Source organism: Microseira sp. BLCC-F43 (genome assembly GCF_041929235.1).
Taxonomy (GTDB): Bacteria; Cyanobacteriota; Cyanobacteriia; order Cyanobacteriales; family Aerosakkonemataceae; genus Microseira.
In genome coordinates, this window is the sequence record NZ_JBHFNP010000002.1 from 1 (window position 1) to 18,955 (window position 18,955).

The window sequence follows — 18,955 nt, forward strand, 5'->3', positions numbered from 1 at the left end:
TCACACTCAACTTTCTGTTGATGATGCTATTTGCTAACAGGTAGAAAGGTTGAGTTTTGATTAATTAAAATTTAATATACAGCTTTTTTTGAGCCAGCATCAATATGGCTTGATGTCAATTTATTGGCGTCTATTTACTCTTAAGAGCGATTTCCCCATCCACAGCAAGTGTTTGATTACCCCAGGCCGATAGTTTTTCGTTAACGAAAAACTATCGGCCTGCCATAAAGGGTTCCTAGAGTCCAATTTCTCTAACTCCCTGCCAAATGAGCGAACCGTAAGTCAGTTAAGTAATCCTTGATCTCCTCAAATCTATAGAGGTAGCTTGACCTCAGTAATTCTACCGCTCTTGTCCCCAGATTTATCCCTCCTTAATATATCTAAAGATAATTTTTCTGTAAAAACACTGAGAAACAGGTTGCATACTGGGAGAACTTATGCCAACATGGCTGTAATACAGAAGGGCATTCGTTTTTAATATCCCTATTTCTACTACTTTTATTATGCAAGAAGTGAGACCCATGAATACAAATCTAAGTAATGGTGTTGCTCAAATAGAGGTGGGAAATCAACGATTTTTTAACAATGGTTTTATTAAAACGGCTATGGCAATTGGGTTAATAGCTACTATAGGGTTATCAACAGTTAATAACTACGGGTTATCATGGGATGAGCCTCTCTACATAAAAAATGTCCTGTGGAACTACGAGTTAATCGCTCGAAAGAAACCCCTGCCAACGCAACCCGATAATATTCAATACTACGGTGTTGTATTAGATGTTGCTGCTGAAACATTATACCAATTGAAAAACGGTATAGACAGTCGAATAGAAATTAATGGGGATAGAGTGGCGTTCAAACATGTAATAACGTTTTTATTTTCTCTTTTAGCCTATGTATCAGTAGCAGGGAATGTGGGCATTTTTTGTGGATCCGAGTACCCATGGCTAGGGGCTATTACTCTAGCACTTTTTCCGGGTTTTTGGGGACATAGCTTCTTCAACCCAAAGGATCTCCCATTTGCGGTTCTGTTCACTTTGTCTACCTGGATGGGAGCCTATTTAGTCGAGGGTTACTCGAAATTAAATGAAAAAGTCAAAATTGGATTTAACCGCTTTAGTATAACTTCAATTTTATTTGGGTTTTTGGTAGGATTGCTTACGATTGCTAGGATTGGAGGATTTGTTTTCCTGGGATTTATTCCATTCACTTATATAGTAACCAGAGTGGGAACAGGAAAAATAAATAGAGATACATATAAAAATATTTTTATCGGCTGGATATTGATATTTATATCTTGGGCAATTGTGACCACCGTATGTCATCCTGTATCTTGGTCAAATCCTGTGGGATGGTTTTTGGAAACGGTCAAATATCACTCTAAACATGGTTGGTCAGGAACGGTTTTATTTGATGGTAAATTTATCTTAGGTAGCCAATTGCCTTGGTATTATCTTCCCCGGATAGTTACTATAACTGTCCCAGAAATATTTCTATTACTTTTTATTATTGGGTTAGGTTTAAGCGTCTACAAATATTCCCAATTCTCGAATTTACAAAAGGCTTGTTTAATCTTGGTATTACTGCAAATTTTCTCCCTGTCAATCTATGCGGTCGTTAAGGGTTCAACCCTGTACGACGGGATGCGCCAGTTTCTGTTTATTTTGCCCGGAATTGCTGCCATTTCCGCGACTTCAATAGCTTGGTTATGGAAAAAATATAAGGGCAAATTTATTCGATTTTTTGGACTGGTTTTGATGATTATTTTATGTTGACATATCGGCTTCGACATGATAAATATTCATCCCTATGAATACATCTATTTTAATCGTTTATCTGGGGGTTTGATAGGAGCCTATAATCGATATGAAACCGAATATTGGGGATTGAGTCTCCGTGAGGCTATGGAGTGGGTTAATCAGAATAGCAAGACGGGGAAGCAGGTGCTAGTTGCCGGACCTTTGGATTCAGCCAAAATATTTGCTAAACCTGGTATTAGTGTAAAGGAAGCAAAATTAATTGCTAAACCTGGTAGTGGTGTCGGAGAAGTTAAGGAATCAAATATTTCTAAGCCAGATTACTATTTGGCAATTCCAAGATGGAATCTACAAAAAGCTTTCCCTGAGTGTCAGGAAGTTTATCAGGTGGTCAGGCAAGCTGTTCCCTTGACAATTGTTAAACAATGTGAGTGAAAAAGCAGCTGGGATTTGAGATTTAAATTGCTCCTAAGTTCGTCGGTGAACCAGTGTTGCAGTTGCTTGGTCGGTTGGGACGAGCAACACCTCGCTAATATTAACGTGGGCGGGACGGGTGGCGCAGAAAAAGACTACATCTGCCACATCATCTGGGGTTAAAGGTGTGAGTCCTTGGTATACTTTTTTAGCGCGCTCGCTATCTCCATGAAATCGCACTTGAGAGAATTCGGTTTCCACTAAACCGGGGTCTACAGAAGTCACGCGCACGGGAGTTCCTAAAAGGTCTTGTTTTAATCCTTCAGAAATCGCCCTAACCGCAGCTTTAGAGGCACAATAAACATTACCGCCTGGGTAAGTTTGATGTCCGGCAATCGAACCAATATTAACCACGTGGCCTTTACCGCGACTGACCATTCCCGGTACGATATAGCGGGTGAGATAAAGCAAGCCTTTAATATTGGTATCGATCATTTCTTCCCAGTCTTGGAAATCCCCTTCGTGGAGTTTATCTAATCCGCGACTCAGACCGGCATTATTAATCAGAATGTCGATATTAGACCAAGATTCTGGCAGGGATTGTAAGGCAGATTCTACAGCGTTGCGCTGGCGCACATCTAACTGCAACAAATAAGTCTCGCAGGAAAACTCTTTCCCCAGTTGGTCGGCGAATTGTTCCAATCGTTCTTGGCGGCGCGCTGCCAAAATTAATTTGGCACCCGCTTGAGCAAATAGCTTGGCACAGGAAGCGCCAATACCGCTACTCGCACCTGTAATTAGAACGATTTGATCTTGAATTGAAATCATGTTGATTGGGTAATTGCTAATTGCTAATTGCTAATGGGGCATCGGTAATTTTGACTCGCTAAAAGGGGCGGTTAACGTTGGAGTTTAACGATTGTTGGTAAAACCCGCCCCGACATTGCTCACCTGCACGAGGTGCTAACTCGCACCACCAGAGGGACGATTTTGCTCGCGAGTCGGACGGGTGCGAGGATTGGATGGGCGATTTTGCTGACGAGTGGGGCGAGCAGTGCCTTCTACTTGCAGGCGTTGGGTGACGATCGTCATACCATCTGCTCGTACCAGAACCGCTGATATCCAGTATTTACCGGCGTTATTGGGTGCGCGACCCTGTTTAAAAATTCCCCCTGCCGCCAGGGGTTCTAATTGTACCTGGGTGGGGTTTAAATAACCTTGGGCCGTGATAGATTCTTGTAAAGCTGCGCCGACTAGCACGTCGTCGCCCAGGGGTTCTCTGACAACGGCATCAAAGGTAAAGTCCTGTCCGGCGCGGACTGTTTCTGGTAATTTTATCTCGACGTTGGGGGGCTTTTCGCCGGAAGTTAGCTGAGTGCGTTCGGCTAAAATTTCCTGGCGGGCGATTTTTTGGTTTTCCAACCGCTGCCGCGAGCGGATGGTAGAGTTGAAAGTCCAGTCTCTGCCGTCAATGGCTTGGGTGCCGGTAATTTGGGTCACGGTAACGGCTAAAATTGCCCCGGTGCGATCGCGTTCCCAAGATTCCAGCGAGGTACGATATTGCAATTGGGGATAGCGCTGCCAAAGTTGACCTAGCGCTTTTTCCATGTTTTGGCGATTTAAGCCATCGCTATTGCTAAAATTTGGGCTGTACAACTGCATCACCCCTTGCACGTCTCGACGATTTGCGGCGGCGTCGATTTGCGATAATGCGTTTTTCAATTCAGGAGGCGCGGTGTCGGGAGTCGCTGCTAAAGCAGAGTTTCCACCCGTTGATAACCCTAGCGCCGTTACCAAAATTATGGCTAATCTGGGGGCAGCGCCTGGGAATAATTTGAGAGAATAGTGCATCGGTGATATTTTTAGAGTCAGGTTAAAAGTTTAGCTAATTCGGGCAGAAGCCTCACACATACCCGATAGGGAGGCGTTGAGATGAATGCCCGGGCAAAAACGAAACGCCCCTTGACTATATCAAACCGCAGGATTGACCAGGAGAGGGGTAGCCCTTGTTTTTGCCCGTCTCCGTGATATTATGCAGATATCCCGAACCCCTAGTTGGGACAGAGGAGTAGCCGTGGTGGGCGAACCGCTCAAAGGGGAATCAAAAAGGCTAGACACCACACTGGGATTGGAAATGAATGCCGTAGTTTCCCTAAAAAAGTCCCCAAATCAACAAGTTTTCTGCCTGCGGAAGGCGGGCAGCTGCCTGGGTTCCAGCATTGATTGGATAAAGGAGGAATCTCCTCGAGACGCTGTGATTGACCATCATCGGGCCCGTGTCCCGAACTCTGTTCCCAACGTGGCAACGGCGAGTGAGACAGGAAGCCTACTGTGTACGCGAAGCGTCAATGTAGGTAATTCACTATCGCTCGTTCTGGTTTGATGCTAGCTGAGAAACAAAGTTTAACTACGCCAGTGACTGTGAAAAAATCGACTGTAGCGCCGCTGCGCTTGCTGATTGCTGCTAGCGGTACGGGGGGGCATCTATTTCCCGCGCTCGCAACTGCCGAACAACTGCCAGATTACCAAATTCAGTGGCTCGGCGTTCCCCATCGCTTAGAAAAAGACCTCGTTCCATCTAAATATCCCCTCAAGACGATTGCTTTAGAAGGGTTTCAAAAGCGCTTTGGATTGGGGACTCTGCGTATTATCACCCGGTTTATCGCGGCGATTTGGACTTGTCGCCGACTGCTCAAACAAGGAAAATTTCAAGGTGTATTTACCACCGGCGGGTATATTGCGGCACCTGCGATTATTGCGGCGCGCAGTCTCAATTTACCCGCAATCCTCCACGAGTCCAACGCCCTACCGGGTAAAGTCACCCGCTTCTTGAGTCCATTTTGTACTACCGTCGCCATCGGATTTCCAGCGGCAGCGAAGTATTTACCCCGTGGCAAAACTGTTTGTACGGGTACCCCCGTGCGCCAGCAATTCCTTTCACCCCAAAACCACGATCTGCCGATTCCAGACAAGGTTCCCATTATCATAGTTTTTGGCGGAAGTCAAGGGGCGGTTGCAATTAATCAAATGGTGCGTCAAGCTGCGCCAGCTTGGTTTGAGGCGGGTGCGTGGGTGGTGCATCTAACGGGAGATAAAGATGCGGAAGCGGGAAGTTTGCAACATCCGCAATATATTTGTCTGCCGTTTTACGATAATATGGCGGGATTGTTGCAACGGGCGAATTTAGCGATTAGTCGGGCGGGCGCGGGTTCGCTAACTGAATTGGCGATAACGGGGACGCCAGCAATTTTGATTCCCTATCCGTTTGCGGCGGAAGATCATCAAAGTTTTAATGCCAAGGTGTTTGGAGATGTGGGTGCGGCATTGGTATTTAAGCAATCGGAATTGACGGCGGAGGTTTTGAAAACAAAGGTATTGAGTTTGTTGGAAACGCCGGAAGAATTGGCAAAAATGGCGCAAAATGCGGCAAGTCTCGCGGTTAGAGATAGTGGGGAAAGGTTGGCACAGTTGCTGCGAGAATTATTGGAGAATTGAACCGCCAAGACGCCAAGAACGCCAAGGAAGAGGAGGGAGGGGAGAGGGATGTAGGGGCAAGGCGGGAGAAAACCTTCTCGTTAAGGGCAAAGCTTATTTATGCCGTGCCCCTACAATACCAGCGCAACCATTGGCGAGTGATGCCGTTATACTCGCCTTGCCACAAGCCTAATCCTAACTCGATTTCGGGGTGCAATACAAAATTGTAGGGGCACGGCAAGAGAAAAACTTTGAGAAATGCGACAAAACTTATTGCTGCCGTGCCCCTACCCACCGTTGATTAAGCTGGCAAATTTCTGATTAATTTACCACTTGAGCGCCATGACTGCGCGGATCTTCACTTGCTGATTTTTTCGCGCTTACGGGTGCTTCAAATTTGGATGTTTGACCTGTTGTTTTAGCATGGGGCAATTCTTCACCGGCAACAAGTGCTGCTAAATTAGCTGCCATGATGGTGCGGGGTTGTTCGCCAATGGTTTGAGCAATTTCTGTTCCATCTTTGCCGAAAAAGACAAAATGGGGAATGCCATCGACGCGGTAACGTGTAATTTCGGGCAGCCATTTGTCATTATCGACGTTGAGCATGACGAAATTTACCTGCTCGGCGTATTCTTGTTCTAGTTCGCCCATGTCTTTCGCCATTGCTTGACAGGTGGTACACCAATTGGCATAAAACTCCATTAGGGTTGGTTTGCCGTTGCTCATGGCGACTTCTAGGGGGGTCGAGTTTTCCGCTAGTTCGGTGAGGGTGGCGGTGTCTGTCTGGGTTCGCATTCCTAAAAATAGGGAAACGGTGAGGGCGATCGCAACCATGACAATCAACAAGTTTCTCACTCGCGTCCCCATTGAGGTTTCCGGCTTGGCTGGCGATTGGGGTAAATTGGCAGTCATATGATGGATGATTTCTATCTAGTTCGTCCTTGATCTAGTGTAAAGAACTCCTCAACCCCCCTCACCCACTCTTGGGAGAGGGGGGGAAGTCTATGTTATTCCCCCATGAGATCGAAGGCGATCGCAAAATCTGCCATCGGCATTACCTGCTTCAGTACGCGCAAGTGTCCCTCGGCGTGAGGAGCGATGGCGAAACCGCCCAACGGTGATACGCTGCAAGTTAGGTAATAAGCGGACAATTATCCAAGGGAAAAGTCGCGCTCTTTGAGCGCTGTTGTGAATGTCGGTCATCGTTTTATCCTTGTATTAGTTGTGTTTAGTCGGGGCGATCGCACTCCCATGCGATCGCCCTTTCTGCGAACAGGACAGTCCATCGCCACCCTGACCAGGAGGCGGGGCGGTCTTTTTGTGTTGTTTACGTCCATAAGCTTACTTATGAATCTGCTTCTATTCAATAAGTATGCTTAGCTCAATTAAGATGTCTAAAAAGAAACAATCAAACTCAGAAGATATACCACCCCTACGACGATTAAGAGAGGAGGCAGGCTTAACTCAAGCAGGACTAGCAAAGCAAATTCCGGATAAGACAAGGAGAAAGACTTTAACGCAAGCAGCTATCAGTAGATGGGAAAGCGGCGAAGATGAGCCAGAGTTAACGGTTGTTCAAATGAAAGCTCTATGCCGCGCTTTAGGGAAGTCACTCGAAGAACTGCCGGATGACTTTGGCGCACCAAGGCAATCAAAATCCAACGTTGTGACTAATGAGTAATGTCAAAAAAAAAACAATACACCCTGGAAGATATACCAGTCCTACGACGATTGAGACAAGCAGCTATCAGAGCTAGCTAAGCAAATTCCAGATAAAACTAGGAAAAAGACTTTGACTCAGCAAGCAATTAGCCGATGGGAAAGTGGAGAAGATGAACTAGAGCTAACCATCGCTCAAACGAAAGCACTCTGTCGCGCCTTGGGAAAGTCGCTTGAAGAAATACCCGATGATTTGGGGCCACCTTCGCCTTCGCCTCAAGCCGAAAACTGAGCGATCGCGGCACTCACTTTGACTCGCGAGATGGGAGTATATTTAAACAAGCTGGTACTAGCGATGGGACTGGATAGTAAAGGTATTCCCGACTACATATCGCCCATGCGATCGCACCGGGATAACGATTGAAAATGCCTAGTTAAGCAGCGTTGACTGTTGCCAAAAGTCTTGTGGACTTTTGTCAAAGGCGAACACCAATTTAATTGATAAACTTGTGGCAGGGCAAATTAATCTGCATCCGGGTTAAAATCGCGTTCCTGGACACAAGGTGCTTACCCAGATGCTTGCCCGAGTACAGATAAGAATTGTTGTGGTGCTATCTGTGAGCAACCGCCCAGAGAGTGAATCAAAATGGAGAACGAACAGGAACTTCAAAGGTTAGCGACTCAAGCGCCACATCGGTTACAGTGGCTAACGCCAGCCCATCCTCCCCAGTATGATAACTACAAAGAGCGGAATTAATCATAACAATACATCTATGAAAAAATCAGCAATTGCAGTTGTAACCAATTACGATTTCTCAGATAATGCTGATGCGATCAAGGCAAGTTTATCTCCTTACTTTGAAACAATTCTGATTGATAGTAGTTCTCCGTCGCCTCCCCGAACGGTTGATCTGATTGTGGCAAACCTTTACTATACTGGTTTGTGGAACGAGTCTGTGCGCGTTGCATTGCAGAAAGGTAAGCAGTGGTTACTATTCGTTGCCTCTGATATTCAGATTCCAGATGTGAAACTTTTAGCCGACTGCATCGAATTAGTGCTGGCAGAAAAGCAGATCGGTGTCTACACTCCTTCACTTCGCTACGATTCAAGAATAGCGTTCGATTACTGCTATAATCGGGGTACGGGAAAAGTACGCGAATGCTATCTCTGTGAAGGCTTCTTTTTCTTGGCTCGTACTGATATACTAGCAAAATTATACCCCGTGGATATACAAGCAAATACTTATGGTTGGGGGCTAGATGTAATGACAGCCTTTCATAGTTACCAGGCAGGGCTGAAAGTGGTAGTAGATGACAGAGTTGAGATATACCATCCAGCGTCAAGTCACCCTATACCCGTTAAAGAAGCGTACCGGCAAGTCAGGAAGTATTTGAAAGATGCCAATGCAATCGATTTTCTCGAACGTTCAAAGAAAATCATAAAGCAGAAAAAGAAACTAGATCGCATCCGAAAGCGTTTAGCCAGTATGATACCCTGGGTCAATAAAAAAGAAAATAAGTGATGTAGTTTTATCCTACTTTCAAACTAACAACGAAAACATCCCAAGGCGGCATTTGAGCTGTGTCGCAATAGGCACGAAGATAGGGGAGGCGAAGTCGCCTTCAGCGGACTCAACAATTAAACCATGCTGGCTAACATATTCGTAGTCACTGTGCAGCAGAAAGTGAACTTCAAAACCCGCCCTTTGCAGGCGCGCACCATAGAACCCACCCAGCGCACCAGTGCCAAGAATAGCGTAATTACAATGTCGGATCATACGTTGATACTTTGCACGTTCCTGCCTAAAATTAATCTCAGATCAAAAATCTGTTTAATATCTAATTATGAGCCACCGTCCCATTATCCTTGGCATTGTTGGCGATAGCGCTGCCGGAAAAACCACGCTGACTAGAGGCATCGCCCAGGTATTGGGACTAAACAATGTTACGGTAATCTGTACGGATGATTATCATCGCTACGATCGCCGCCAGCGTGCCGAAGTTGGCATCACGGCTTTGCACCCGGACTGCAACTACTTGGATATTATGCAGCAGCACTTAAACTTGCTGCGGACGGGACAACCGATTCTAAAACCAATTTACAGCCATAAAACGGGGACGTTTGAGCCGCCGGAGTATGTCAAACCCAACAAATTTGTCATGGTTGAAGGTTTGTTGGGTTATGCTACCCGTGGTGCGCGGGACTGCTTTGATGTGAAGGTGTACCTCGCACCGCCGGAATGGTTGCGGTTTAAGTGGAAGGTAAAGCGCGATACGATGAAGCGGGGCTACAAGGAGGAAGAAGTTCTCGCCGAACTGAGAAAACGCGAACCCGACTCGGAACAGTTTATCCGTCCTCAGCGCCAATATGCCGATGTGGTGGTGAGTTTCTACCCGCCTGAAGATGTATCAAATGAAGATTATTCACGCCTGAACGTGCGCTTGGTACTTAGACCGACGATTCCCCACCCAGACTTGACGGAAATTTTCGATCAAACCGCTGCTAAAACTATGCCAGCGATTCGTCTAGGATTGGATCGGGATATGGGTAAGCCTGTTGACGTCCTGGAAGTCGATAGTCACGCCACTAGCAATCAAGTCAAAGAGTTAGAGAAGCTTCTATGCAGCGAAATTCCCGACTTATTGCCCTACTGTAGCCTGGACGCCGATCGGGAACTGGGCAAAATTACCGGGACTACTGGGGAAACCCTCCAAAGTTACCCCCTGGCTTTGACTCAGCTATTGGTAGCCTATCACATGCTGAAGGCGACTCAGTTAGTTAGTATAGGACATTACCGCTAGCTCTGCGTAATTTCCGCAGGGGGAGGGAGTTGGCTTAGAGGGGCGGGTTGCATTTCGCCGCGAAAGTCTAGGAGTTGGACGAGGAGTAAGTAGGCGAGCGCTAAAATAACTGAAATCGCCCCTGTAATAATTGCTACGACTTTTGACCGATTCATAGGAATGCTTAAGTTTTGATGAACGGGATGTAAACTATTGTAACTATCTGGCGCTCGCGCGGTGCAAGGCGAATCGAGGGAGCAGCATCAATTACGGGGTAGGGGCAAGGCATCAATAAGTTTCGTCCCTAACCCGAAATTATTTAATGCCGTGCCCCTACAATCTTGGTCGGTGTTATTGCGATTGATAAAACATTTAACCTTTGATCGATAAACGCCAGAAACCGGGTTTTTTTGGAAAAACCCGGTTTCTAGGGTATGTGGCGCTCTCTCTTTAATCCCTAATTTTCACATTCAGCTCGTGCATATATGGGCGCACCTTTTCCATTATCCTTATAGTACCACAAATTTTAGAAATTGATCCTATGCAAACTCAAACTCAAAAACGTTCCTACACACCAGAGGAATATCTGGAATTAGAAGAGACTGCCGAATACAAAAGCGAATACCGAGATGGAGAAATAGTGCCAATGACAGGCAAAACAACCAACCACAACGAAATCGCGTTGAATTTTTGCACCAACTTCAAATTTAATATGAAGGGGCAAAATTACAAAATCTATATGGGTGATGTGAAGTTGTGGATACCGCGTTATCGTCTATACACCTATCCGGATGTGATGGTGATTCAAGGCGCGCCTGTTTATGATGGGAAACGCACTACAACCGTTACCAATCCTTTGATGATTTTGGAAGTTTTGTCAAAATCGACTAAAAATTATGACAAAACAGATAAGTTTCGATTTTATCGATCGATTCCCGATTTAAAAGAATATGTTCTGGTTGACCAATACGAATATCACATCGAACAGTTTGCTAAAAACTCTGAGGGGCAATGGGTTTTAACTGAATATGAGTCTGAAGACGCTGTTTTATCTTTAAAATCGATTCAGTTTCAAATTTCGTTCCAGGATATTTACGCCGGGGTTAATTTTGAGAGCGATGAAGAAGAATAGCAAGTTATACAAGGTGGAGGGATGCGCCGGCGTTCGCGCTAGCGTTGGGAGGCATATCGCTTGTAGCTAGTTGGTCGTGCTTAAACGCTTTAATCCCTAATTTTCCCATTCAGATCGTGCATATATGGGCGCACCTTTTCCATTATCCTTATAGTACCACAAATTTAGCATGTATAGCCATCGCATAAACACCAAAGAAACCGGGTTTTTTAGAAAAACCCGGTTGCTGATGCGGCGACAACAGAAAAAAATGCCATCGATTGAACGATGGCATGATTTCAAACTAAATCAGCAACCTATTTTTCGTATAACCAAGAAGTAATACTCGGTTGCCAACTTACTAATTCTTCGTCTTTAAACCACAGACTAACTTCGCGACGGGCGGTTTCAATCGCATCGGAACCGTGGATCAGGTTGCGACCAATACTAACTCCGAAATCACCGCGAATTGTACCCGGTTCAGCCGTGAGGGGGTTGGTAGCGCCGATGATTTTGCGTGCGGATGCGACGACGCCCTCACCTTCCCACACCATCGCTACGACGGGACCAGAGGTGATAAAGTCAACTAAACCGGAGAAAAATGGCCTTTCCCGGTGAACGTCGTAGTGCTGTTCGGCGAGTTCGCGGCTGACTTGCATTAGCTTTAAGCCAACTAGGGTAAAACCTTTGGTTTCAAACCGCCGGATAATCTCGCCGACGAGTTGGCGTTGGACGCCATCGGGTTTGACTGCTAGAAATGTCCGTTCCACTCTAAATACCTGCGCGTTACAATTCGGGTTCCAGCCTAGTATCGTGAACTACCCACTCCTACCTCGGTCAGGTGTGGGCTTCCCAATTCATCGAGAATTGCCAAGAGAACTACCTAGTTCTTTTGGTCTCACATTCCCTCCAAGGGCAGAAGTCCTGGTTCCCAAGACCCATAACTTGCTCTTGCAACCTGTGCCTATTAGCTTGGTTCTCGCTTGCGGCAGTGAGGGTCAAGATGGTTCAACTTTACCACAGGAGGTTGCGAGTTTCGTCGCTGTTCCCCTCCCGAGTGCTAAGTCCTGCGGACACGCGCAAGGGACGCACATTGGTCAGGGAACGCTCTACAAGCTCGCGAGCATTCATCTCCTCTCGCTCCCGCACAGCGGTGAGCGAGAGGCTTCTGCTGTTGAAGTTAAAGCTTTTGGGGATACTTTTATCAAGAAGCTAGCTGGAAAGAAACCCGGTTTTTAGGAAAAATTCTGGGTTTGGCGGCTAGACATTGACGAAAAAACCGGGTTTCTAGCCATCGTCTCGTTGTTGGTGCAAAAATTATGTCAAAAGTAGTGGGAAAACCGACGATGCAAGGGTTGTAGATGCGCTAAACTGACATGTCGGTAGTTGTTGCATGGGGGATAGACATGGGGGCACAGCCGACGACGGATCAAAAGGGTGTTGAAGACCGAGTACGAAATTCTGTTGATTCATTATCGTTGGCAGAGGCTAAGTCTTTGATGCTTTTGCCTGCTGCGGCACGGGAAATGACCAAAAAATGGACGATGGAAGATAGCGAAGCATTGTACCGCATACAAGGCTGGGGCGAACCGTATTTCTCGATTAATGCGGCGGGTCACGTGACGGTGTCTCCCAAGGGGGAACGCGGCGGTTCGCTGGATTTATTTGAACTGGTGAAGGCGCTAAAACAGCGCAATTTGGGGCTTCCCCTGCTGATCCGATTTTCGGATATTTTGGAAGACCGCATCGAAAGGTTGAATGCTTGCTTTGCCAAAGCGATCGCGCGCTACAATTACCCCGGTTCCTACCGAGGCGTGTTCCCGGTAAAATGCAACCAGCAGCGCCATCTAGTTGAAGATTTGGTACGGTTTGGCAAACCCCATCAGTTTGGTTTAGAAGCGGGTTCAAAACCCGAATTGATGATTGCTTTAGCGCTGTTGGATACTCCCGGTGCTTTAATTGTCTGCAACGGCTACAAGGATCGCGAATACATTGAAACGGCAATGTTAGCCCAGCGACTGGGACAACTGCCGTTAATTGTCCTGGAACAAATCGAAGAAGTGCAAGTCGCGATTGAAGCTTCGCGCCAGTTGGGAATTAAGCCAATTTTAGGCGTGCGGGCGAAACTCAGTACTCAGGGAGTGGGACGCTGGGGGACTTCTACAGGCGATCGCGCGAAGTTCGGCCTCACTATACCAGAAATTATCCAAGCTGTCGAACAATTACGCGGGGCTAACCTGTTAGACTCGTTGCAGCTGTTGCACTTCCATATCGGTTCGCAAATTTCCTCGATTAGCGTCATCAAAGAAGCCATCCGGGAAGCTAGTCAAATTTACGTCGAATTGGCGTTACTGGGAGCCGATATGAAATACCTTGATGTCGGTGGCGGATTGGGCGTGGACTACGACGGTTCTCAAACCAACTTCTACGCCTCCAAAAATTACAACATGCAGAATTACGCCAACGACATCGTTGCCGAGTTAAAAGATGCTTGCGGCGAACGCAACGTATCCGTACCGACGCTGATTAGCGAAAGCGGACGTGCTGTCGCTTCCCACCAGTCGGTGCTGATTTTCGACGTACTCAGCACGAGTGAAGTCCCCCACGAATCACCGGAACCCCCCCAAGACGGCGAATCTCCAGTGATTCGCTATCTTTGGGAAACTTACCAATCGATCAACGCCGAAAATTTCCAAGAATTTTACCACGACGCGACGCAATTTAAAGAAGAGGCGATCAGTCGGTTTAATTTAGGGATTTTGCGCTTAACCGAACGCGCCAAAGCCGAGCGACTTTACTGGGCATGTTGCCACAAAATTCTAGCAATTACGCGGCAGCAGGAATATGTTCCAGATGAGTTGGAAGACCTGGAAAAAATTATGGCTTCCATCTACTACGTGAATATGTCTGTGTTCCAATCGGCGCCGGATTGTTGGGCGATTGACCAGCTGTTTCCAATTATGCCAATTCACCGGCTGGATGAAGAACCGACCCAGCGAGGAATTTTGGCGGATTTGACTTGCGATAGCGATGGTAAAATCGATCGGTTTATTGACCTGCGGGATGTTAAGTCGGTATTAGAATTGCATCCGTTTAAGCCTGGAGAACCTTATTACTTAGGGATGTTCCTTAACGGTGCTTACCAAGAAATTATGGGAAATCTCCATAACTTATTTGGAGATACGAATACAGTCCACATCAAACTGACGCCGAAAGGTTACCAGATCGAACATGTGGTCAAAGGGGATACGATGAAAGAAGTCTTGGGCTACGTGCAGTACGACGCCGAAGACTTGGTGGAGAATATCCGCCGCCGCTGCGAGCAAGCACTATTGGAGAATCAGATTACGATTCCAGAATCCCAGTTGTTGTTGCAAAATTACGAACGCAGTTTGAGTCGTTACACGTATTTGTCGAGTTAGGTAATAGGTAATAGGTAATTGGTAATTGGTAATTGGGTATCTCCAATCTAAAATTACCAATTACCCATTACCCATTACCCATTACCGAGTAATTCAGCGATCGCTCGTTGTTCTTCAGGTTCTTCGGTAGGGAATTCCTGACGCCGGTCGGTAATCAGCCAGTTTAAAGCGGCTGCTTCTACATCAATCGATGCACCCGTTTTATCGATGCAGTGGCGACCAAATACCAGCTTGTCTACTAAACGCACCCCTGGCCCCAAGCGGGAGTAATCAAAGATAATGCTGTTATCGATGGTGGCTCCTTTGCAGACCCAGCAATTTGGCCCGATCATCGTCGGCCCGATAATTTTAACGCCGTCTTCGATATGGGTCATGCCGCCGATGTATACTGGTCCTGTGATGTCCACCTTGTCCCAGTTCGCCGCCACGTTTAGCCCCGCGTAGACGCCGGGACGCACTTGATGTCCTGGAATTGAGACGTTTTTGACTTTCCCCTTTAACACGTCGCGAATGGCTTGCCAGTAGTCGGGAACCTTACCGATATCCACCCATTGGAAGTCCATGCTGACGGCGTAGAAAGGGGCGTTGATTTCCACCAGTTTGGGGAATAACTGGCTACCGATGTCGTATTCGACGCCAGAGGGGATGTAATCCAACACTTCTGGCTCAAAAATGTAGATGCCGGTGTTAATGTTGGTGCTGAGGGCTGCTTCTACTTTTGGCTTTTCTTGGAAAGCTTTGATGCGACCTTCTTCGTCGGTGACGACTACCCCGTAGCTAGAAACTTCTTCGCGGGGGACGGTTTTCATCACCACGGTAGCGATCGCGCCTTTTGATTTGTGCCATTTCACCGCAGCGGTTAAATCCAGGTCAATTAAGGCATCGCCGCACAGCACCACAAAGGTATCATCGAAGAATGGGGCAAAGTCTTGGATGCGACGCATCCCACCCGCCGAACCGATTGCTTCTCCCACCAACTTGCCTTCAACGATTCGACCTTCAAAAGAATAGGCAATTTGGACTCCAAAGCGCTGACCATCGCGGAAATAGTTTTCTATTTCATCGGCTAGGTGGCTGACGTTGACCACGATTTCGTCAAAACCGTGTTGGCGCAGCAATTCGACCAAAAACTCCATCACTGGTTTTTGCAGGATTGGAATTAGAGGCTTGGGAATTGTGTGAGTGATTGGACGGACGCGGGTACCTTTCCCAGCCGCCAGAATCATGGCTTTCATCAATATTTGTCCTTCAACCCTTGGCTACTAAAGTTGGGGGATTTGATGGCAAATCAAATCTTCTGTTCAATTTTCTGTCAAGAGCGGGAATCATTGACAGATGTTCTAGCAATTTAGCTCTTCAAACTGTTGACACTCCCCGCGCCTATTGGTACGGGGATTCTTAAGACCTTTCAATCTTAATATCCCTATTTCTAGGGTTCTCCGGGCTCACCACACTTGCCACGAGGGCGTGGTGATACGCCAGTTGCTCGACTTGGGGTTTCCCCAAGACCGCACTGGCTCTCCTCCTTACAGTTTCAGGACTTACGCAAAGAAACCGGGTTTCTCTGAAAAATCGTGGCAAGAGAACTAGAGATCGACGCAGAAACCCGGTTTCTGGGATCGTCGTGCGTAAGTCCTGAGTTTTTTGGGCCCAAGCGTGGTTTTACCCACAGGTTTTGCAAAGTCCCTGCATACCATAGCCAACGCTATGCTTTATAGAGCGCGAATTTTTAGGTCTTGGTAGAACTCTTGTTGGACTAACTCTACTTTAGATTGAGCCGACAGCAGCAGCAGCGACCAGAAGACGCCCACCCGGTCGTGTAATTGTTCGGGAGTAGGAGTTATTGTCAAATTGGCCTCTGCTGATGGTAGATCGGGAGAATTCCCTCGATTGCCCCGTGAGAGCGACCATAACCCTAATAATTGATCGAGAGTTAGCCCATCTTGTTCCCCGGTTTGATTTGACCAATAAGCCGCCAAAAACCGATCGAGTTCAACTGCGATTTCGCTGAGATTTTCTTGGCTTGCCAATTCTAGAGCTGCCCGCATTTGAGCGCGTGCAGAGGCATTGGCGTGAGAATTGGTGCGACGAGAGCGTGGGGATTGCTTTTCCATTGCGGCGGCGACTAACCGCAATTGCTCAATTAATTCCTGCAAGGTCACGGGGCGATTTGGTGGCGGTACTGCGGTGGGACGCCTGCGTAACTGGCGTTCCAGACGCAATGGCAATCGCCCTTCGCCTGCATCTGCCAATTCCAGTTCTTCTGCTTCTGATGACTCAGCAGGGATTTCCGGTTCTTGGAGGTTTTCTAAGGTATTGGCTTTGAGCAATACCAGCACCGCTGCATCCAAAAATGCCTGTCCAGATTGGGATAGATCTGTTTCTAACCAGCCAGTCTGCACCCCTTGGGCTAGTTCGTTTAAGCAGCGGTCGATGACTTCAATTACCTGGACATCCCAAGGGTCAATTTCCCCCCGCTGAGCCAAGTCAATTAGCAGGGCGATCGCTAAGTGCGGCCCATCATTCCACGCAGCTGCTCGATTTGGGGTCGGTGTCATCGCCAAATTCAACTTTTAGCAATTACTTTGGGCTGGGTATCTGTTACTTCTGTAGCTTCTGTTGCCGATGATAGAGCCTGTTGTTGCTCTTGCAGTTCTGCTTTGTATTGTTCTAAGTCTTTTTCTAAAGCTTGAATCCGATTCTCCCGCTCGCGAATTTCTCGCGTTGTCTTGCGGGATTCCAAGAACCGCTGGAACCAACTCAAAATGCCAAATATCCAAGCCAGGATAGCCCCTAACCCCATTGCGCCAATTAATTCAATACATAAAGGTGCTTGAATGTCAACCCCTTTAACAAATTTAATCGTAGCTGGATCGGTATTTTCTAAGCTAAATAAAACCAGCGCTGCACAAAACAGGAAGATAATCAGAAAGTTAATCGCTCGCATTAAGCAACTCCTAGATCAAACAGAAATTGAACCCAGACAAAGCAAGACTGAGGACAGATTTTGCCCGTCTGTGAGGGTAGAGAGGCGCTTCCTTGCACGCAAGGGAGTGGATGGATGGGCGGTGCGATCGCTCACCAGCCTTATTTTAGCCTCCCAGCTGCCACCCGTCGGAAGAGGGACAAGCAAGAAGGGAGACAAGCGAAGACTTAAAGATAGCCCCCAGAACACCACATGCTAGCAGCCCCAAGACAAATTCGGGTTATGGAACAGCAGCGATAAGATTGAGAATTTTTGCACTTTTTGCCAACTTTTCTGGTGGTTCCTTTGTGCTTTTGTAGAAATTTGTGAAAAATTGAGGCTGGACCGCAAAAATATTGCTGACTTAGGCGATGGGATGTTATCCCAACCTGTAAAAAAAACACCAGAGAAAGTCAGAGCCAATTCCCAACAAGATGGGGGAGAAGCGATTGATATCTCAGTTTTTTATAACCACACTATTGAACAAGCAGTGGATTGTGGGCGATTCGCCTAGCGGCGATAGCTCGGCTTCACGCTGCTGATTGGTAGCTTTATTAGGCATGGGTGGAATTGGTAAAACTGCCTTATCTGTAAAGTGAGGTGAATAGATTCAAAGCGAGTTTGACTAATCGGAGTCTACGTAATGCCCCGTCTATCCAAGAATTGCTGGCGAATCTGCTGCAATTCCTCTGGGGTCAGCAGGAAACGCATTTACAGGAAACTTTGGACGAACAACTTTTGCGGCTGATGGCTTGTTTGCGTACCTCTCGCTGTCTTCTGATTTTAGATAATGCGGAATTTATTCTACAAAGTGGCGCTCGCCAACCCACAGGTTGCTATCGCTCAGAATATGAAGGATATGGTCGAAAAATTTTTTAAGCCAAGGGGTGTTTGAGCGCTACGGGGGAAACCCGTTAGCCATAAAAATTGTGGCTTCTGCAATCAAAGATTTTTTGGCAGGGGATATTTCCAGCTTCCGGCAATTTTTAGAACAAGAATTGTTTATTCTCGATCAACTGCGCGACCTTCTACACAAGCAGTTTGGGCGTCTAACTCCCCTAAGTCACGACAAAACGATAAAGCTGTGGGATGTTCGATCCGGAGAATGTCTCAAAACATAAAAGGGCGATTCCTCTGAGGTGTGGGCGATCGCAACAGCACCCGATGGTCGCACCTTAGCCAGCGGCAGTGCCGATGGAGCGATTGCCCTGTGGGAGATTGAGACTGGTGAGGGTTTGAGGACGATGCGTACGCCTCGCCTCTACGAAGGTATGAATATTATGGGTGTCACAGGCGTCACCGATGCTGAGAAATCTACACTGAAGGCTGGAAATTGATGGGTTAGGCTCGATCTAGCAAAGGCCAAATAAAT

General features: G+C 47.0%; 23 protein-coding genes and 2 pseudogenes. 15 read left to right on the forward strand and 10 right to left on the reverse strand.

The window, feature by feature from the left end:
* Positions 1–521: 521 nt before the first annotated feature.
* Positions 522–1,775: a hypothetical protein gene (locus ACE1CM_RS00070; protein WP_374875373.1), complete on the forward strand. Its 1,254-nt coding sequence runs from the start codon at positions 522–524 to the stop codon at positions 1,773–1,775.
* A gap of 15 nt (positions 1,776–1,790) precedes the next feature.
* Complete coding sequence (locus ACE1CM_RS00075) at positions 1,791–2,192, forward strand: hypothetical protein (protein WP_374875374.1); 402 nt, start codon at positions 1,791–1,793, stop codon at positions 2,190–2,192.
* Between the two features lie 33 nt (positions 2,193–2,225).
* Here the strand turns inward: ACE1CM_RS00075 and ACE1CM_RS00080 are convergent, their stop codons facing one another.
* Together ACE1CM_RS00080 and ACE1CM_RS00085 are read right to left on the reverse strand one after the other, a co-directional pair.
* Positions 2,226–2,999, reverse strand: coding sequence for an SDR family oxidoreductase (locus ACE1CM_RS00080; RefSeq protein ID WP_374875375.1), 774 nt, complete (start codon positions 2,997–2,999; stop codon positions 2,226–2,228).
* A gap of 135 nt (positions 3,000–3,134) precedes the next feature.
* Entirely contained in the window at positions 3,135–4,022 is an 888-nt protein-coding gene (locus ACE1CM_RS00085) for a nuclear transport factor 2 family protein (RefSeq protein WP_374875376.1), read from the reverse strand.
* A gap of 531 nt (positions 4,023–4,553) precedes the next feature.
* Here ACE1CM_RS00085 and murG point away from each other — a divergent pair.
* The gene (murG, locus tag ACE1CM_RS00090; protein WP_374875377.1) at positions 4,554–5,666 is read left to right on the forward strand and encodes an undecaprenyldiphospho-muramoylpentapeptide beta-N-acetylglucosaminyltransferase; all 1,113 of its coding nucleotides are present in this window, start codon (positions 4,554–4,556) and stop codon (positions 5,664–5,666) included.
* Positions 5,667–5,966: 300 nt separating this feature from the next.
* Here the strand turns inward: murG and ACE1CM_RS00095 are convergent, their stop codons facing one another.
* Together ACE1CM_RS00095 and ACE1CM_RS00100 are read right to left on the reverse strand one after the other, a co-directional pair.
* Complete coding sequence (locus ACE1CM_RS00095) at positions 5,967–6,557, reverse strand: thioredoxin family protein (RefSeq protein WP_374875378.1); 591 nt, start codon at positions 6,555–6,557, stop codon at positions 5,967–5,969.
* 90 nt (positions 6,558–6,647) lie between these two features.
* Complete coding sequence (locus tag ACE1CM_RS00100; protein WP_374875379.1) at positions 6,648–6,848, reverse strand: hypothetical protein; 201 nt, start codon at positions 6,846–6,848, stop codon at positions 6,648–6,650.
* Between the two features lie 187 nt (positions 6,849–7,035).
* Between ACE1CM_RS00100 and ACE1CM_RS00105 the strand changes: the two genes are divergently transcribed.
* The 3 genes from ACE1CM_RS00105 (at position 7,036) to ACE1CM_RS00115 (ending at position 8,827) form a co-directional block, all read left to right on the forward strand.
* A complete protein-coding gene (locus tag ACE1CM_RS00105; protein WP_374875380.1) occupies positions 7,036–7,326 on the forward strand; it encodes a helix-turn-helix transcriptional regulator in 291 nt (96 codons plus the stop codon).
* A 111-nt stretch (positions 7,327–7,437) separates the two neighbouring features.
* The gene (locus ACE1CM_RS00110; RefSeq protein WP_374875381.1) at positions 7,438–7,596 is read left to right on the forward strand and encodes a helix-turn-helix domain-containing protein; all 159 of its coding nucleotides are present in this window, start codon (positions 7,438–7,440) and stop codon (positions 7,594–7,596) included.
* A gap of 481 nt (positions 7,597–8,077) precedes the next feature.
* Entirely contained in the window at positions 8,078–8,827 is a 750-nt protein-coding gene (locus ACE1CM_RS00115) for a hypothetical protein (protein ID WP_374875382.1), read from the forward strand.
* A gap of 16 nt (positions 8,828–8,843) precedes the next feature.
* Here the strand turns inward: ACE1CM_RS00115 and ACE1CM_RS00120 are convergent.
* Positions 8,844–9,082, reverse strand: a pseudogene (locus ACE1CM_RS00120) (2-dehydropantoate 2-reductase N-terminal domain-containing protein); the annotation flags it as partial.
* 67 nt (positions 9,083–9,149) lie between these two features.
* On the opposite strand from ACE1CM_RS00120, the gene ACE1CM_RS00125 reads away from it, so the two are divergent.
* On the forward strand, positions 9,150–10,106 hold the full coding sequence (locus ACE1CM_RS00125) for a phosphoribulokinase (protein WP_374875383.1): 957 nt from the start codon (positions 9,150–9,152) through the stop codon (positions 10,104–10,106).
* Here ACE1CM_RS00125 and ACE1CM_RS00130 read toward each other — a convergent pair.
* On the reverse strand, positions 10,103–10,261 hold the full coding sequence (locus ACE1CM_RS00130; RefSeq protein WP_374875384.1) for a hypothetical protein: 159 nt from the start codon (positions 10,259–10,261) through the stop codon (positions 10,103–10,105). The genes ACE1CM_RS00125 and ACE1CM_RS00130 overlap by 4 nt on opposite strands.
* 365 nt (positions 10,262–10,626) lie before the next feature.
* Here ACE1CM_RS00130 and ACE1CM_RS00135 point away from each other — a divergent pair, with 365 nt between their 5' ends.
* Positions 10,627–11,217, forward strand: coding sequence for a Uma2 family endonuclease (locus ACE1CM_RS00135; RefSeq protein ID WP_374875385.1), 591 nt, complete (start codon positions 10,627–10,629; stop codon positions 11,215–11,217).
* Positions 11,218–11,513: 296 nt separating this feature from the next.
* On the opposite strand, the gene ndk is transcribed toward ACE1CM_RS00135, so the two are convergent.
* Positions 11,514–11,966: a nucleoside-diphosphate kinase gene (gene ndk, locus ACE1CM_RS00140; protein ID WP_226583261.1), complete on the reverse strand. Its 453-nt coding sequence runs from the start codon at positions 11,964–11,966 to the stop codon at positions 11,514–11,516.
* 43 nt (positions 11,967–12,009) lie between these two features.
* Here ndk and ACE1CM_RS00145 point away from each other — a divergent pair, with 43 nt between their 5' ends.
* Together ACE1CM_RS00145 and speA are read left to right on the forward strand one after the other, a co-directional pair.
* Positions 12,010–12,435 carry a hypothetical protein gene (locus tag ACE1CM_RS00145; protein WP_374875386.1) on the forward strand — a complete coding sequence of 142 codons (426 nt, stop codon included), beginning with the start codon at positions 12,010–12,012 and terminating at the stop codon, positions 12,433–12,435.
* Between the two features lie 260 nt (positions 12,436–12,695).
* Positions 12,696–14,618: a biosynthetic arginine decarboxylase gene (speA, locus tag ACE1CM_RS00150; RefSeq protein WP_374875510.1), complete on the forward strand. Its 1,923-nt coding sequence runs from the start codon at positions 12,696–12,698 to the stop codon at positions 14,616–14,618.
* Between the two features lie 74 nt (positions 14,619–14,692).
* Here speA and ACE1CM_RS00155 read toward each other — a convergent pair whose 3' ends face one another.
* From ACE1CM_RS00155 to ACE1CM_RS00165, 3 genes are all read right to left on the reverse strand, one after another.
* The gene (locus ACE1CM_RS00155; RefSeq protein ID WP_374875387.1) at positions 14,693–15,853 is read right to left on the reverse strand and encodes a sugar phosphate nucleotidyltransferase; all 1,161 of its coding nucleotides are present in this window, start codon (positions 15,851–15,853) and stop codon (positions 14,693–14,695) included.
* Between the two features lie 477 nt (positions 15,854–16,330).
* Positions 16,331–17,176: a segregation/condensation protein A gene (locus ACE1CM_RS00160; protein ID WP_374875388.1), complete on the reverse strand. Its 846-nt coding sequence runs from the start codon at positions 17,174–17,176 to the stop codon at positions 16,331–16,333.
* 8 nt (positions 17,177–17,184) lie between these two features.
* Positions 17,185–17,565: a lipopolysaccharide assembly LapA domain-containing protein gene (locus ACE1CM_RS00165; protein ID WP_374875389.1), complete on the reverse strand. Its 381-nt coding sequence runs from the start codon at positions 17,563–17,565 to the stop codon at positions 17,185–17,187.
* Between the two features lie 60 nt (positions 17,566–17,625).
* Between ACE1CM_RS00165 and ACE1CM_RS00170 the strand changes: the two genes are divergently transcribed.
* The 5 genes and pseudogenes from ACE1CM_RS00170 to ACE1CM_RS00190 form a co-directional block, all read left to right on the forward strand.
* Complete coding sequence (locus tag ACE1CM_RS00170) at positions 17,626–17,775, forward strand: hypothetical protein (RefSeq protein ID WP_374875390.1); 150 nt, start codon at positions 17,626–17,628, stop codon at positions 17,773–17,775.
* A gap of 142 nt (positions 17,776–17,917) precedes the next feature.
* Positions 17,918–18,097, forward strand: coding sequence for a hypothetical protein (locus ACE1CM_RS00175; protein WP_374875391.1), 180 nt, complete (start codon positions 17,918–17,920; stop codon positions 18,095–18,097).
* 86 nt (positions 18,098–18,183) lie between these two features.
* Positions 18,184–18,462, forward strand: coding sequence for a hypothetical protein (locus ACE1CM_RS00180; RefSeq protein ID WP_374875392.1), 279 nt, complete (start codon positions 18,184–18,186; stop codon positions 18,460–18,462).
* Positions 18,463–18,512: 50 nt separating this feature from the next.
* Positions 18,513–18,704, forward strand: a complete 192-nt coding sequence (locus ACE1CM_RS00185) for a hypothetical protein (RefSeq protein WP_374875393.1) — start codon at positions 18,513–18,515, stop codon at positions 18,702–18,704.
* Between the two features lie 15 nt (positions 18,705–18,719).
* A pseudogene (locus ACE1CM_RS00190) lies at positions 18,720–18,920 on the forward strand (hypothetical protein); the annotation flags it as partial.
* Between the last annotated feature and the right edge of the window lie 35 nt (positions 18,921–18,955).